Source organism: Paenibacillus sp. FSL P4-0184, assembly GCF_038004625.1.
GTDB lineage: Bacteria > Bacillota > Bacilli > Paenibacillales > Paenibacillaceae > Paenibacillus_AQ.
In genome coordinates this window covers 2,666,506-2,681,055 of record NZ_JBBORN010000001.1, presented here as the reverse complement: position 1 = coordinate 2,681,055, position 14,550 = coordinate 2,666,506, and the positions used below count along the sequence as shown (strand labels likewise).

Genomic DNA, 14,550 nt, shown 5'->3' with positions numbered 1-14,550 from the left:
AATCAAATACATTTGATACCTATTATTGTACCTGAAGGTAACAGCCCAAGCTATGAATATCTAGCCTTATGCTTTCTAAGCATTAATTCCCGCTTCACTTGGGCGGAGAATGGCAGAACCAATCGCCAGTAGCACAGCAGCCATAAGACCTAAGATGGCAAAGGGTAACCACAACTCATTCCAGCCCCCACCGGTTGCAGCGATGTCGACCGCTTGGATGGCCCATTTTTGCGGAACAAAGTTAGCCGCCTTCTGCATATAGTCCGGCATAATGGATAAAGGCCAAAAGCAGCCGCCAAGCATACAAGTCGGTGTGATAATAAGGGAATTCAGCATACCAGCATTATTAGGATTACGAATTAATCCTGCCACTGTACTCGCGATCCCCATAGACACCAGCATAAATGCAGCAAGAACAAGGAAATATAGATAGATTGGAACTTCATAATCATAGTGCAGCACCCAGAGACCTAAGGCGAGCACTACGACGATCTGAATCAGTCCGACCATGAAGCTACCCAGAAAATTACCAATAGCAATCTCGTAAGAACGAACCGGAGCACTGAACATTCGCATCATCGTCCGGCCTTTCCGATCATCCATAATCAAAGACACAGAGCTCGTGACCAGGCTCATGAGAAACATTAGCGTTAAGCCCGTAACGACACCCAATCCCTCCCGAGGATATAAATTATAATCAGTTCGAATGCTGCCTATACTGTGCTGTTCCGCTCTTTGCATAACCGTAGTAAACTGTGCGTCAACGTCGTTAGATCCGTTATTAACTGCCCCTATAATCGCAGCTGTACTCCTCATTTCATCAGCAATTGCGCTCGCTTTTAATTTAATCATAACGGAAGTTTCATTCGTCTTCAGCTCATACACACTAATTTGTGGCTCTTCTCCAGCAAGTAGTGCCGAAGTGAAGCCTGCTGGAATTAGAATCCCCGCTTCTCCATTCTGATCGACTACGCCTTCTCTTAAAGCAGTCTCATCAGTCTTTTCTACAAATTTATATTCTCCGGAATTCTTTAGTTCAGTGAGCAAATGCTTACCTGCTGCCCCGTTATCCATATTCGAATACAGCACAACAGCTGGGTTCTCTCCCATCGTTCCAGTAACGGAAACAATACCTGCAAGTACAATACAAGGAAGCAGAATATAGATGAGCACCCCCTTCCTAGTACCAATGGTTCGTTTCACCATGTTCCAGGCAATCGTTAAGATTTTATCCATGATAACCCACCTTCCGGTACGAGATAGCCGCTGCACTGGACAACACTAGACAGATCAGCGATAACACTCCCAAATTCGGCATGATTTGCGATATATCGGCATGTAACATCATTTTCAGAATAGCCTGCATTGCCCAATGATTAATCGTAAATGCCCCTATAGAGTTCACCCACGATTCTGGAAGTGGTGCCATTCCCCCGCTAATGAAGGTCATGCTTACAGTGAGTACCGTAACCACACTTCTTGCGCTTGCTCCAGTCTTGCTGAACATAGAAATAACGATAGATAAGGTCATCGAAGCCACAATCATCAGCAAGCAAAATAGGAGTAACAAGCCCGGGCGATTCCCCCAATTCACGCCGAACAGCACATTCGTCAGAATAATAATCGCTGCGCACTGTACTATACTTACAACACCCACACCAAGCATTTTGCCAATAAACAGTTCTGAGCCTTTGACTGGCATTGAATTTATCCGGAAAAGGGTATGATTTTCTTTTTCATTAAAAAGAGAAGTACATACCGTCAAGCCGCTATACAGCAAAAACATCAGCATCATGGACACCGCATAGAACTGGGAAGAAGTATATGAATACCCTCCCTCGCTCAGTTCTCCAAGCTTTACGGAAGGCTCATTACTGGTGGAGCTAGGTGCCATAACGTTCAAAGCTTCTGGACCCAGTGTCATCGCCACAGACTGTTTATAATTAAGATTCCTCAGAAAATTATCGAAGACCGTCCCAGCCACCCTGTTATCTGTACTTTTTTGGCCCAGTATAAATTCAAGCTGTGCGGCTTCACCGCTCTGTACCTTACTATCAAAGCTTGGAGGAACAACAACCGCATAACCATATTTTCCTGTTCGCAGACCGCTTTCCGCCGCCTCTCGACTACCCACCATAACTGGAGTAATGATATCCTTAAGCTCTGTTGACTTCAAAAAGCTATCCATCATCGCCGAGCTCTCATAGCCCTCGCCAGAAAGATTAACAACAGCCACTCGCACAACATCAATAGTAGTGGAGCCTCTGTCACCAACGACACCGGAGAGCGAAGCACCTAAGAGAAAGATCAATAACAGAGGCAGCAAAAACATATTTAATATCATAGAACGTGAGCTAAATAGTCTTCGCAGCTCATAGATCATAATCGTCCAAGTATTCATCAGAATAATCCCCCCTTTAATCTCTTAAGGTCCTTCCGGTCAAGTTTAGAAACAACGTCTCCAGATCAGGTTCTTCAATATTTAGCGAGCCGATAATCCCCTTATGCTTGGCAAAAATAAAAAGGATGTCCTGCAATTCCCCTTGTGAAGAAGGCAGATACAGTTCGACTACTTCATCCTTTGCTTCTACGCGTCTAATTCTAGGGTGAAGCGTCAGCTCCTGAACAAGCTCCGGGGTGATATTAGCAGCTTTAATGACGATTTTTTCTTCCTTGGCAACGCGTTCTCGCAGTTCTTTTTCCGTACCGCAAGCAATGATATGCCCTTTATCCATAATGGCTACCCGATCGCAAATGGCCGCAACCTCCTCCATATAGTGACTGGTATAAATAACTGTTGATCCGAGTCGATTGAGCTCTTTAACCGATTCAAGGATATGATTACGAGATTGCGGATCAATCCCCACGGTAGGTTCATCCATAATAATCAGCTTGGGACGATGCATAATAGCGCAGGCAATGTTCAGACGTCTCTTCATCCCTCCAGAGAAGGTTGAGGGCTTCTCTTTAGCACGGTCGCTAAGGCCTGTGAACGCAAGAGCCTCATCTACCCGTTCCTTCAAGAGCTTGCCACGCAAACCATACAATCTTCCGAAAAAGGTAACGTTATCCGCCGCTGTCATCGTGTCGTATAAGGCTAATTCCTGTGGAACCAAACCAATTCTTTTCTTCACCTCAAGTGATTTCGAGGACACGGGCAGACCGTCGATAACAATGTCTCCCCCGTCAATCTTAAGCAAGCCGCAGATCATACTGATCGTTGTACTTTTACCCGCTCCGTTCGGGCCTAGCAAGCCAAAGATTTCTCCTTCTTCTATCGTCATGTTCACATGATCTACTGTTAATTTACCTTCATATCGTTTCACCACATCGGTCAATACGGCGATTGCCATCTTTTCATCGCTCCTGTCTTTGCGCTTCTATATTTACAATTTTAGCTTAAAGGGATTGACCACGGAGGTACGAAAGGTCATCTTTTGAAGGTGACTTAAGTCATCTCCTGAACTATATTAGTTGAACTTAAGATTTTTCTATTAAGGTAAGTGCGTGACTGCGGTGAATGTTTGGACTTCCGGCCGCTGTTGTCACCAGATTTCTTGATTATATACCGTGTTTCACGGTTGAAATCCGGTGGCAAAGGCGGTCACTACGTTCCTACAGTTCCAAACTTCCCCTCCATCACTTTTCCTTTTTAGAATGTTTTTTAGTTCAACTTATATAGTGAGATAATATGCTAAGATTAGAAAAAAACATAAAGGATGACTCGGGCGTGACTAGAGAACTGACCCTATTGCGATACCTACTCATCATAATTCCTGCTTGTATTAGCATTTACATCTACCCATATTCCGACTATGGAATCTTCACGTTGCATATTCTGATGCTTCTATTCCTTGTGGTCATGGTGCCAAAGCTACCCCGTTCCTTTCATGCCTTAATAAGCATTGTGGAAATACTGTTCACTGCCTGGTTATGTTACCAGTACGGCAGCATAATGATTTTCCCGGCCATTTCAGCATTACTTTATTATTCTAGACTTCAGCCCCAAGCAGTACCTCTCGTGTTTACGGTTGTGCATCTGATTACCTTGAACATAGCGCTCTGGGATTCTCCAAAGCTTATAATCACATTCATCAATATTACTTTTCTACTCATCGCCTATCTCAACGAATTGTTACAGAGGGCGGGTCGGGGCCGTGAGAACACCCTCAATCTTTACGATGAGCTGCGAAAAAAGCATTTCGAGCTGAATGAAGCCCGCAACCGACTGCTGGAGTTTAACGCCCAAATAGAAGATGCAGCCCAGTCCAAAGAACGGGTTCGCATCTCCCGCCAGCTCCATGATGATATCGGCCACCGCCTCATCCGCATTAAAATGATGATGGAAGCCGCGCTACTCACCTTACCCACCTCCCCTGAAAGCGGAATGCAGATGATGGAGCTCATTCGAGATCAATTGTCAGCCAGCATGGACGATATGCGCTCTGCAGTGAAGCGTATCAACTATACGCCACAATTAGAGGGAGCTTATGCGTTAGACCGTCTGCTAGAAGAGATCGGCCGCGATACGGGAATCGAGACCTCATACCAAGTGCACGGGATACCTTACCCGCTATATCCTAGTATTCAGGTGATCTTGTATAAGAACGCCCGAGAAGCCATAACCAATGCCCTACGTCACGGAAATGCAACTGCGATTTCGATTAAAGTCGACTTTAGTGATACTGGAGTTACGATGGAGGTCAGCAACAACGGGACGCTTCCCGAAGGCAATAAACTAACCAAACTGCCGGAAAGTGGAGGGGTCGGGATGAAAGGAATGTTCGAACGAACACATCTGATCGGCGGAACCCTGGAATGGCGGCAGGAGCCTCAATTCACCATTGTTACGCGGTTGCCCATTTATAAGCAGGGAGAGATTGTATAGGCAACGTAGGACTTGAAGCAAAAAAGAAATCTATATTATGAAGAAGGAGCTACGCTAATGATTAAGGTGATGATTGTAGATGACGATCCTTTTATTCGTCAAAGTCTGCAAGTACTGATAGGGATGGACCCCGATATTGAAGTGATCGGAGCTGCAAGTGACGGAAACGAGGCCTTGAATTTGCTCCAAGCGGGAGATATGGCGGATGTGATTCTGATGGATATTCGGATGCCAGGCTGCGGTGGTGTTGAAGGGACAGAGAAAATTAAGCAGGTTTTTCCTCAGGTTTCGATACTGATGCTAACTACCTTCGATGACGATGAGTATATCATTGAGGCGCTGCGGAACGGTGCCAGTGGATATTTGCTCAAAAACATACCGCCTGACCGTATCATACAAGGTGTCAAAACAGTTAATGAAGGCAACATGCTAATCCACCCTGATATCGCGCGCAAACTAACCACCTTTCTACAGCCCGCGGCCCGTCCTGAATCTCCACAGGTACAGCCACTGGAATCTTTCGGACTGACCAAAATGGAATTGGCCGTTGTCGCTTCTATCGCTGAGGGGCATACCAACAAAGAAATCGCCGGACAGCTATTTCTTAGCGAGGGTACGGTCAAAAATTACATAACGGATATTCTAAGTAAATTAGAGCTGCGAGATCGTACGCAAATCGCTATTTTTTATTTGAAGGGTGGGCGGGGATAGAAGTTCTACAAAAAAGCCCGGACTCTATTTCCAGAGTCCGGGCTTAACTTTAGTTATCCTCCCGCCGATTCCTTTTTGGCTTTATCGACTTTGTTCCGTTTGAGTCGGCCGTTCGGAAGATGCCGGCTGCGAGTACCTGTCTTCATTGCGATGATGCTGAAGATGCTGGATGGCTTCGCCTCCGCAGTAACCGCTCCATCTGTCTCCGGTACCAGAATGATGCCGAGCTGATGATGGTCCCCGTCGTAGATCGGGCTCTGAAGGTATTTGCTCTCCCCTTCACGGTTCTGCACCTCCAGCTTGCAGAACGCTGGATTCATGCGCAGCGCCTCATGTAGCTGCGCGGCATCGGTCAACAGGATCCCGTTGACCTTCAGTAAAATCTCGCCGGGCAGAATGCCCAGCTCCTGTCCGGGACTGCCCGGCAGCACGGCCAGGACCTTGCGGCCGCGCGGTGGATGCACGAAGATGGGGCTGATGCTGCGCTCTTCCAGAGCGCTGTACCAGCTTAACCCTTCGTGCAGCACCATCGCTGCGAGCGCCGCGAGCAGGGTCAGCGGGCTCCACCAAGCGGCAAGCAGGCTTAAGCCGAGCAGGACGATGCTGTACATCAGCAGCCGTCCTGAAGTGCGGGCCGCCTTGCGCCCGGGCAGCATGCCCTGCGTCATCTCGCTGAAGCCGATGATGACGGGCAAAGAGACAATGCCAAGCCCGCCGCCCAGCAGCGGCTGCCATGGCAGATCCGTTCCTGCGCCCGAAGGGATCAGCAGGAACAGCGGCAGCGGCCAGAAAGCCTGCAGCTGATAGCCGCCGACAACCATGCCGCGCTTGCCCTTCAAGAAGAGGGGCGTCGCAAGCTTCGCCCCTTGCCAGCGGGCCAGCAGTGCCTCTGCCATGTGCAATAGCGCAGCTAGAACTAGCAAAGCGGGAATATCCATCTCCCGTATGGCTGTTGTAATATTCCCGACCGTTCCGCTATGTAAGGCATCCGGAAAGAAAGACAGTACAAATTGAATCACACCTAACAAACCTATAGAATAAGCGAAGCACAAATACCGTACACGCAATAGCGATAACACTATACTGACTACCCAAATGCAGGCCACAGCTGTACCTGATAAGGATACCCCTAACAATATGGCTGCAATAGAAACTACTAGTCCCATTACCAGCCCGCTCCACACCGTTCGCCACGTTTCTTGACCCCAGCTATGTAACTTCACATGAATTAGCTTACGTTCTAATGCCACCTGCCGACGGTAATACAACGCAATAAATATAATAGCAATATAGTAATATGGCTGGATCAATAAGTGTAAGAACGCAGTGCCCAAGCTTCCTAACCATTCCTGAATCACATTCAAACTGTTCGTCACACTCCTTTTCTTCCGGTTAATGATAAGTTTATAGCAAGCAGAGGCATCTTCGGCGTCCTTTAGAGACGACAAAAGATTCTGCTGTGCATTGAACTGTACCTTCTGCCCTAAGTGTTTACCTTTTCTAATATTAACAGAAAAAAAAGAAGGCTGAATTCAGCCTTCTTACTTTTTCGACGCTGCCGCCTTAATTTCCTTCTGAATCTCTGCAATCCCTCTATTCCGTTGGTTGTCGTTGGCAGGGTCCTGGATCACTTTGATCAGTGCCACCTCCAGCGCCTCGGCAGTCTTGGCATCAATCATGCCTGTGACTTGAAGTTTCGCTTCACTTTGGAATTTCTTCACTGCATTCTTAGTGCCAGTATCGAAATAGCCATCTTTGCGACCAGGCTTGTAGCCTAAGCCATCCAGCATAGTCTGTGCACTCTTTACATCACCGTTGTTCATGTTATATTGCAGCGTCACGCTCTTGTTAATCGGAGCCACTGAGAAGTAATCCGGCTGAGCTACAGCGATATCCGGTTTAATTCCCTTGCCATGGATCCATGTGCCGTCCGGTGTAAGCCATTTAGCAATGGTAACCTTCAGCAAGCTGCCATCCCCAAGCTGTTTATCAAAGCTTGTCTGCACCGTGCCTTTACCAAATGAATTATCACCAATTAGCTTGGCTCCCGCTGACTGCTGCAAGGCACCCGCCAATATTTCCGAGGCGCTCGCGCTACCTTTATTCATTAGCACTACCACTGGATAAGCCTTGCTCGACCCCTTGGAGGTGCTAACCTCGCGTTTTTTATCTTTGTATTCTATTTGAACTATGTTTTTACCAGCTGGAATGAACTCTTCAGCCATCTCAATAACAATCGGGAGGACACCGCCTGGATCATTACGGACATCAATGACCAATCCCTTCATGCCTTGCTTCTCTAGCTTCCCAAGCTCTTCCTTGAATCGTTCTGCGGTATTTAGGGAGAACTGAGTGACCTCGATTACCCCTACTCCGTCTTTTTCCATAGTTGAGTAAACCGTCTCAAGCTTCACATCATCCCGAGTAAGAGCGAACTCCAGAGGCTCTGCAGAGCCGGAACGTTGTATTTTCAAAGTAGCCTTACTGCCTTTAGGTCCGCGTATCTTCGCAACAGCAGCATTTAGATCCATGCCTTCTAGCGATTCTCCGTTAACGGACAAAATGACATCCTTAGCCTGAATTCCTGCTTTTTCAGCAGGTGAACCCTTGATTGGGGAGACCACGACTACCTTACCGTTATCCGAAGAGACTTCTGCACCGATACCTGAAAAGGAACCCTCAATGCTCTCTTCAAATTTCTCAGCAGTTTCTTTACCCATATAGTTGGAATAGGGATCGCCTAGCGCTTCCATCATACCGTTGACAGCACCATCTATCAGCTTCTCCCGATCTACCGTCTCGTAGTAATTGCTCTCAATCAAACTGAGCGCAGTCCCAAGCTTCTGGGATTCCTTCTGCTGTAGACCTGCAACCTGCAACGCAGAGGCTAATCCTTGTCCTGCAGCTTGTCCAAAGACATGAGTATAACCGGTCACGCCCAAGGTTACTAAACTACCGCATAGCAGGGCGGCGATAATCATAAACGCCGCAGTGCTTTTTTTTAACATGATGTTCCCACCGTCCCTTCTTGTCCATCTTGTAAACAACATCCTAAGTCCGTCCTGAAAGGTACGGTATCTCTTCCAGTATATGCCGTACAATCAAATAATATGAGTTATAAGTTCGTTAAAAATTAGAGATAAGGCATAGGATTTACAATCTTACCGTCAATCCGTACTTCGAAGTGAAGGTGGGGACCCGTTGAATTACCTGTGGAACCAGATTCAGCAACCACATCTCCGCGATTGACTTTATCCCCGGCACTAACTCTAAGACCGCCTTTACGTATATGTCCGTAGAGCGTCCAAACTCCGCCTCCATGATCAATAATTACACAATACCCGTAACCGCTCCACCATTCAGCCAAGATAACCGTTCCGGAATCCGCCGCATGAATATTGGTTCCTTGTGGAACCGCAAAATCGACGCCGGTGTGTACTTTCCCCTTCTCACCCGTAATTGGATGTGTCCGTGGTCCATATGGGGATGAGATTCTTGCCGATCCTACAGGAAGTAGAAACGGCCCATCTCCACCTGAGTATCCCGTATCACTAGAGCTGGAGCTGGAGCTTGAACTGCTGCTTGCTTTGGCAGCTGCAGCCTTCTTGGCAGCCGCCGCAGCTCTACGAGCCGCTTCCGCCTTAGCCGCTGCTGCTCTGCGAGCCGCTTCCTCTGCCTTAATCTTATCCTTTTGCGTTTCCAGCGCAGAGCGTTCGCTTGCCAGTTTGACTAGCTTTTCATTCTGCTCTTCACTTAAATCATCACTTTCTTGAATTTGCTTATCATAGAATGCAATAAGCTCCTGTTTCTCAGATTCTTTCTCCTTCAGCAGACTTCTCTGTTGTTCCAAAGAAGTGTACAGCTGCTTGGCCTGGGCATATTGCCCTTCAAGCTCTTGTTTCTTCTCTATCACCGTCTGCTTGTCCAGCTTATGTTGCACTAGCAGCTCCTGATCCTGATCCACAATCATCTTAAGTGAATCCGCGCGATCCAGAAAATCAGCGAAGCTTGTCGATGAGAGCAAAACATCCAAGTAAGAAACCGCTCCATCGGTATACATTAACCGAACACGGGATCCTAAGACTTCCTCTCTAGAGGCGACTCGTGCTTCTGCTTTATCCAATTCCGTTGCCGTAACATTCAGAGATTGTTCTGTATCGGAAATTTGGGTAGAGATTTCGGTCATTTTGCCCTTAACTTGATCCACTTGCTGTAAGACATATTGCAGATTGAGATTCGTCTTATTCTTATAATGCTGTGCTTCCTGCGTTTGGGACGCCGCTTTCTCCTGCTGCGCCTTAGCTTCCTGCACCTCTTTTTGCAGCTGCTTTAGCTGCTTATCGATTTCGGCAACGCTTGTTTTTTTGGCATATCCATCAGAGGGCTGGAATATAGTGACAGCTAGTAACATTACGGCTAGTCCGGCAGCAATCTTCTTCAACTTGCACTCCCCATCCTTCACTTTTTAAGATTAAACTTTCAAGAACCTACGAATAGAAACCGTACTTCCCCAGACGCCGATCAGCACGCCAAGTCCAACTAGTACACCAACGACCAGCATCCAAATACTATCGAACGGAATTAGCTGCAATTGGAGCATAGGATCTCCCTGTACAGTCGATTCCAACGTACTGTAACCCACATACAAGACGACGGAGGTAATGAGCGATCCGATCAGACCGATCAATGCCCCTTCTATAAAGAAAGGCCAGCGAATAAAATAATTTGTCGCGCCTACGAGCTTCATAATGCCAATCTCCTTACGACGGGCAAGTATCGTAACCCGAATCGTATTAGAGATGAGGAACATAGACATGAGCCCCAGACCTGCTACAAAAATAAAACCAATGTTTCGTACAGCGCGTGTTATTTTGAACAAGGTTTCTATCGAGCCCTTGCCATATTTCACTTTGTAAATGGGCTGATCAGTATGTGTCTTGTTGAGTGCTTCAATCTTCTCAGCCACAAATGCTACCGTAGTAGGTTCGACAACTTCTACCTTAAGCGTATCCGGGAGAGGGTTATTGTCTTCATCGAACCCTTCCAGAAGCTCAGCCGCGTCCTCACCCATATCTGCACGGAGATCTTTAAGTCCTTGATCCTTGGAAATGAACGTAATCTTGCTGACCTCCGGCATATTGCCAATTTCAGTCTGCAAAGTCTCACGCAACTTCTGATCTACATTTAGTGCCAAATGCACATTAATCTGTACCTGGCTGTCTGCCTCATCCGCTACAGCATTCACATTAAGAACAAGAAGAATAAATACACCTAGGACAAAAAGAGAGACGACGATGGAAGTGATCGAAGCAATCGACATCCAGCCATTACGGAATACGCTTTTGAAGCCTTCCCGCAAGTGTCGCAAGAAGGTCTTAAAACTCATAGCCATATTCCCCTCTCGCCTGGTCTCTCACAATGTTTCCGTTCTCAATCGCAAGCACCCGCTTGCGCATTTTATTCACGATATCTCTATTATGGGTAGCCATTACAATTGTTGTTCCACGAAAATTAATTTCGTCCAGCAGCTGCATAATGCCCCATGAAGTCTCAGGGTCCAAGTTACCTGTAGGCTCGTCCGCAATAATAACAGATGGGTTATTAACAATAGCCCGAGCAATTGCAATACGCTGCTGTTCTCCACCTGAGAGCTGTGAGGGCTCACGATTTGCTTTATTTTTGAGTCCAACCAGATCGAGAACTTCATTCACACGTTTCTTGATGACCTTCTTCGGGGCTTCAATAACTTCCATCGCAAAAGCAATATTCTCATACGCTGTCATCCTTGGTAATAACCGAAAGTCTTGAAACACAACGCCGATATTACGGCGTACATATGGGATTTTACGTTGTTTAAGCTTCCCTATGTTAAAGCCTCCCACAGAAATTTGACCTTTAGTTGGCACTTCTTCTCTATAAATCAATTTCATAAAAGTAGATTTACCCGCGCCGGATGGACCGACAACATACACAAATTCATTGCGGTCAATTTTTACTGAAACTCCTTGCAATGCGTGAGTTCCGTTAGGGTACGTCTTCCATACATCTTGCATTTCAATCATTTTCTCACTTCCCAATTATGACATTTTCCACTTGTGTGAATCGACAGGGTACAGCTTAAGTTTCCATAAACTTCAATATTTCCGCAATGTATCTATTGTAACAAATCTGTAACCGATTGAGTACCCCGTAACTGCCCCACTATTCGAAAGTTTTGTAATGTCTGTACATATATATATATAAAGCACCTACTGTGCCGCTCGCAGAAGCCATCCAGGAAGGAGATTATTCATGAAAAAAATCCATCTTACCCTCATAATAGTCATTGCACTCATTCTTATCGGCTCATTAATCTATGGGGGCCTTCAACTATATGGCCATAAAAACACGCTTCCAAAAGGTACAACCCTTGCCGGATGGGAGATGGGCGGGCTGAATATCTCAGAGGTACGTTCCGAACTGGAGAAAAAGCTACAGGCCCTTGAATCTATCCCCCTTGTGTTGCAGGTCGAAGGGAATTCTGAGCTTACGCTCAAGCTTAAACAAGCTGGAATGACCTATGAAGCCGCTGCTTTTGAGCAAGGTCTACATGATCTTACGGAAGGGAGGCTATGGGATCGTGTAAAAGCCCGCTACAACTTCCCCCAGAATTGGAGTCTTGAAGCCCATCTGGATATTGCTCAATTGCAGACCATCCTAAGTCCCGCTTGGGAGAGAGAATCCTTCGGTGATCCAGTAGATGCTACGCGGCGAATTACCGGGGATGATCGTGTAGTGTATACGTCCGAGAAGACTTCCCTTGAGATAGACTGGACAGGAATGGTGACCTCACTATGGGCTGCTGCCCCCACACGGTTTAATCGTCTGATCACGCTGCAAGAAAAGGGGATTACACTGGAAGTTCCTTTAACCATATTACAGCCAGACATCACTCTAAACGCTTTAAAGGAGCAAGGCATTGAGCGAAAAATCATGCAATTCAGTACTTCTCTCGGAGCAAGTGGACCTGGACGAATCTACAACGTTGAATCAGCAGCCAAAGCTGTGAACGGAACCGTGCTCCCACCTGGAGCCGTTTTTGACTATGGCAAAGCTATTGAAAAAGCAAAAATAGATTACGGCTTCCGAGAAGCGCCTGTCATTGTGAACGGTAAGCTACAAGCCGGCGTCGGCGGTGGAATCTGCCAAGTTTCCAGTACGCTATACAATGCCGCTTTGCGCACCGGACTGGAGATTGTGGAGCGCCGCAATCACTCCTTGCCGGTCAACTATCTACCCAAAGGCCAGGATGCCACCTTCGCTGAAGGCTATATCAACTTCCGTTTTCGCAATACGACTGGCAAATATCTAGTCATTAAAGCGGCTGTGCAAGGCCGATCACTAACGATCAAGCTCTTCGGTACTTTTCCGAAAAATGTTACATATAAGGTCCATTCACAAATCGTAGAGGTGCTGCCTCCAGTCGACAAGTACGTAAACGACCCTTCCCTCCCCCGTGGAGGCTCACGCGTTATACAAAATGGGAAGACCGGATATGTTGTCGAGACCTACAGCACCCGGTTTGTTGACGGTAAATCCACTGAGGTAAGGAAATTATCCCGTGACGTGTATTACGCACAAAAACGATTAATCGCCATAAATCGTGGGAGCGCAAGCAAATCTGTTATTCCAGAAGCACCTAGAAAGCAGTTGGTAGAGGATGGCGTTCGAAGTGAATAGATTACCTACAAAAAAAACAGTCAGACCTAGTGAGGTTCTGACCGTTTTTACTTGTGCATCTATTTTACCTGTAGATGACCTTTCTCGCCTTTAAAATTTACGATTCGGGGGTACATTAGAAATAGATCTATAATCAGAAAGGATGAACACCATGTCAACAGCTCTTGTAAATGATCTCTCTAATATTGTCCGCAGTGCACCTGCTATTTTTGCCTCACGTACTTGCAGAGAAGCCCTTCGCGTAATGTTCCAGCATCCAGAATCTAAATGCATCGTTGTCTGTAACGCCACGAATGAGCCGCTTGGATTGTTAATGAGCGACCGTTTCTTTTTAAAAGCCACAGGAAGATCAGGAGTAGATCTGTTCTACAAAGAACCTGCCATGAAGCTCATGAACAAAACGCCACTCATTTTTGATATCTCCACTCCACTTGAATCCGTATTAGCTACTGCTATGAGCCGCCCAGATCCTATGAAGAATGACTGTGTCATCATTACCCGTAAAGGCAAATTCGCAGGTGTTGTTTATATCTCTGACCTGAAGCGCAGTTAGTTCATAGCCATACCATCATCTTTCCTCTAATACCTTCCCCTTTCCTCAGAAAAGAATATCCGGTGACGTGTCAATTCTCCAGTATCCCTCCACTTTCTTCAGCTTCACATACACCGACTCACTGCTTTCCTGCGCACCTGGATAAGGAACGGTCAGTTCAAATTCAGCGGTTGTCGCAGTTTTGGAGAGCATGCGGGCGGTGGCTTTTTCATACATTAATAAATTGCCCACATCTGCATTAACCTGCGACATTCTTCCGTTATACTCCAAAAATTGAGTCTGCACATAATATGCCGCTGCATTGTGAGTGTAGGCTTTTTTTATGTAATTCATCAGCTTCGTCTTTGTGCCAATGTCACTGGAAAGATAACGGTACCCCTGCGCTTTATACGTGAAGGTTTCTATCGGGAAGATGTTTCCGCCTCGATTACTATAGAAATAAAGAGCTCTTGCATGGACTACCAGCGGAATGATGCTTTTCACCGTCAAATTATTGATGGTAGCAGGGCCCTCTTTCCCAGGCGCAGACACAGCCACCTTCTTGATTGCCGTACTTCCTGCTGACGGCGAAGCTGCCATAGCTCCCCCACTTGCTGAGATAAGGCCTATGGAAAGGGCCAACGAACCAATCATCCACTTTTTGTTCATTCTTAATTCCTCCTTTGTCATCTGAAAAATA

13 protein-coding genes are annotated in these 14,550 nt (G+C 46.5%); 4 read left to right on the top strand and 9 right to left on the bottom strand.

All coding sequences use genetic code 11. The annotated features are described in order from the left end of the window. Positions 1–75: 75 nt before the first annotated feature. Genes MKY52_RS11545 through MKY52_RS11535 form a run of 3 tightly spaced genes read right to left on the bottom strand, consistent with a single transcriptional unit; the run spans position 76 to position 3,353 of the window. Complete coding sequence (locus MKY52_RS11545) at positions 76–1,236, bottom strand: ABC transporter permease (protein ID WP_341051470.1); 1,161 nt, start codon at positions 1,234–1,236, stop codon at positions 76–78. Then, positions 1,229–2,401, bottom strand: a complete 1,173-nt coding sequence (locus tag MKY52_RS11540; RefSeq protein WP_341051469.1) for an ABC transporter permease — start codon at positions 2,399–2,401, stop codon at positions 1,229–1,231. Before MKY52_RS11540 ends, MKY52_RS11545 begins: the two co-directional genes overlap by 8 nt. A 16-nt stretch (positions 2,402–2,417) precedes the next feature. Beyond that, complete coding sequence (locus tag MKY52_RS11535; protein ID WP_341051468.1) at positions 2,418–3,353, bottom strand: ABC transporter ATP-binding protein; 936 nt, start codon at positions 3,351–3,353, stop codon at positions 2,418–2,420. Between the two features lie 377 nt (positions 3,354–3,730). Here MKY52_RS11535 and MKY52_RS11530 point away from each other — a divergent pair, with 377 nt between their 5' ends. Both MKY52_RS11530 and MKY52_RS11525 read left to right on the top strand, forming a co-directional pair. After that, complete coding sequence (locus tag MKY52_RS11530; RefSeq protein ID WP_341051467.1) at positions 3,731–4,888, top strand: sensor histidine kinase; 1,158 nt, start codon at positions 3,731–3,733, stop codon at positions 4,886–4,888. A 57-nt stretch (positions 4,889–4,945) separates the two neighbouring features. Continuing rightward, on the top strand, positions 4,946–5,599 hold the full coding sequence (locus tag MKY52_RS11525; protein ID WP_341051465.1) for a response regulator transcription factor: 654 nt from the start codon (positions 4,946–4,948) through the stop codon (positions 5,597–5,599). Positions 5,600–5,652: 53 nt separating this feature from the next. Here MKY52_RS11525 and MKY52_RS30360 read toward each other — a convergent pair whose 3' ends face one another. The 5 genes from MKY52_RS30360 to ftsE form a co-directional block, all read right to left on the bottom strand. Next, positions 5,653–6,963, bottom strand: coding sequence for a PDZ domain-containing protein (locus MKY52_RS30360; protein ID WP_445671019.1), 1,311 nt, complete (start codon positions 6,961–6,963; stop codon positions 5,653–5,655). A 177-nt stretch (positions 6,964–7,140) separates the two neighbouring features. Further along, positions 7,141–8,607 (bottom strand): S41 family peptidase, encoded by a 1,467-nt coding sequence (locus tag MKY52_RS11515; protein WP_341051463.1) that lies wholly within the window; start codon positions 8,605–8,607, stop codon positions 7,141–7,143. A 125-nt stretch (positions 8,608–8,732) separates the two neighbouring features. Continuing rightward, on the bottom strand, positions 8,733–10,040 hold the full coding sequence (locus MKY52_RS11510; RefSeq protein ID WP_341051461.1) for a murein hydrolase activator EnvC family protein: 1,308 nt from the start codon (positions 10,038–10,040) through the stop codon (positions 8,733–8,735). A gap of 30 nt (positions 10,041–10,070) precedes the next feature. Further along, positions 10,071–10,985, bottom strand: coding sequence for a permease-like cell division protein FtsX (ftsX, locus tag MKY52_RS11505; RefSeq protein ID WP_341051459.1), 915 nt, complete (start codon positions 10,983–10,985; stop codon positions 10,071–10,073). After that, positions 10,975–11,661 carry a cell division ATP-binding protein FtsE gene (ftsE, locus tag MKY52_RS11500; RefSeq protein WP_042192319.1) on the bottom strand — a complete coding sequence of 229 codons (687 nt, stop codon included), beginning with the start codon at positions 11,659–11,661 and terminating at the stop codon, positions 10,975–10,977. Before ftsE ends, ftsX begins: the two co-directional genes overlap by 11 nt. A 229-nt stretch (positions 11,662–11,890) precedes the next feature. Between ftsE and MKY52_RS11495 the strand changes: the two genes are divergently transcribed. Together MKY52_RS11495 and MKY52_RS11490 are read left to right on the top strand one after the other, a co-directional pair. After that, entirely contained in the window at positions 11,891–13,318 is a 1,428-nt protein-coding gene (locus tag MKY52_RS11495) for a VanW family protein (RefSeq protein WP_341051457.1), read from the top strand. Positions 13,319–13,469: 151 nt separating this feature from the next. Beyond that, positions 13,470–13,871, top strand: coding sequence for a CBS domain-containing protein (locus MKY52_RS11490; protein ID WP_341051455.1), 402 nt, complete (start codon positions 13,470–13,472; stop codon positions 13,869–13,871). Between the two features lie 45 nt (positions 13,872–13,916). Here the strand turns inward: MKY52_RS11490 and MKY52_RS11485 are convergent, their stop codons facing one another. Further along, the gene (locus MKY52_RS11485; protein WP_341051453.1) at positions 13,917–14,519 is read right to left on the bottom strand and encodes a DL-endopeptidase inhibitor IseA family protein; all 603 of its coding nucleotides are present in this window, start codon (positions 14,517–14,519) and stop codon (positions 13,917–13,919) included. Positions 14,520–14,550 lie beyond the last annotated feature (31 nt).

Excerpts from the sequence above, each read along its gene's own strand:
- MKY52_RS11545 (WP_341051470.1), bottom strand. The coding sequence starts at position 1,236 with ATGGATAAAATCTTAACGATTGCCTGGAACATGGTGAAACGAACCATT.
- MKY52_RS11540 (WP_341051469.1), bottom strand. The coding sequence starts at position 2,401 with ATGAATACTTGGACGATTATGATCTATGAGCTGCGAAGACTATTTAGC.
- MKY52_RS11535 (WP_341051468.1), bottom strand. The coding sequence starts at position 3,353 with ATGGCAATCGCCGTATTGACCGATGTGGTGAAACGATATGAAGGTAAA.
- MKY52_RS11525 (WP_341051465.1), top strand. The coding sequence starts at position 4,946 with ATGATTAAGGTGATGATTGTAGATGACGATCCTTTTATTCGTCAAAGT.
- MKY52_RS11515 (WP_341051463.1), bottom strand. The coding sequence starts at position 8,607 with ATGTTAAAAAAAAGCACTGCGGCGTTTATGATTATCGCCGCCCTGCTA.
- ftsX (WP_341051459.1), bottom strand. The coding sequence starts at position 10,985 with ATGAGTTTTAAGACCTTCTTGCGACACTTGCGGGAAGGCTTCAAAAGC.
- ftsE (WP_042192319.1), bottom strand. The coding sequence starts at position 11,661 with ATGATTGAAATGCAAGATGTATGGAAGACGTACCCTAACGGAACTCAC.
- MKY52_RS11495 (WP_341051457.1), top strand. The coding sequence starts at position 11,891 with ATGAAAAAAATCCATCTTACCCTCATAATAGTCATTGCACTCATTCTT.
- MKY52_RS11490 (WP_341051455.1), top strand. The coding sequence starts at position 13,470 with ATGTCAACAGCTCTTGTAAATGATCTCTCTAATATTGTCCGCAGTGCA.
- MKY52_RS11485 (WP_341051453.1), bottom strand. The coding sequence starts at position 14,519 with ATGAACAAAAAGTGGATGATTGGTTCGTTGGCCCTTTCCATAGGCCTT.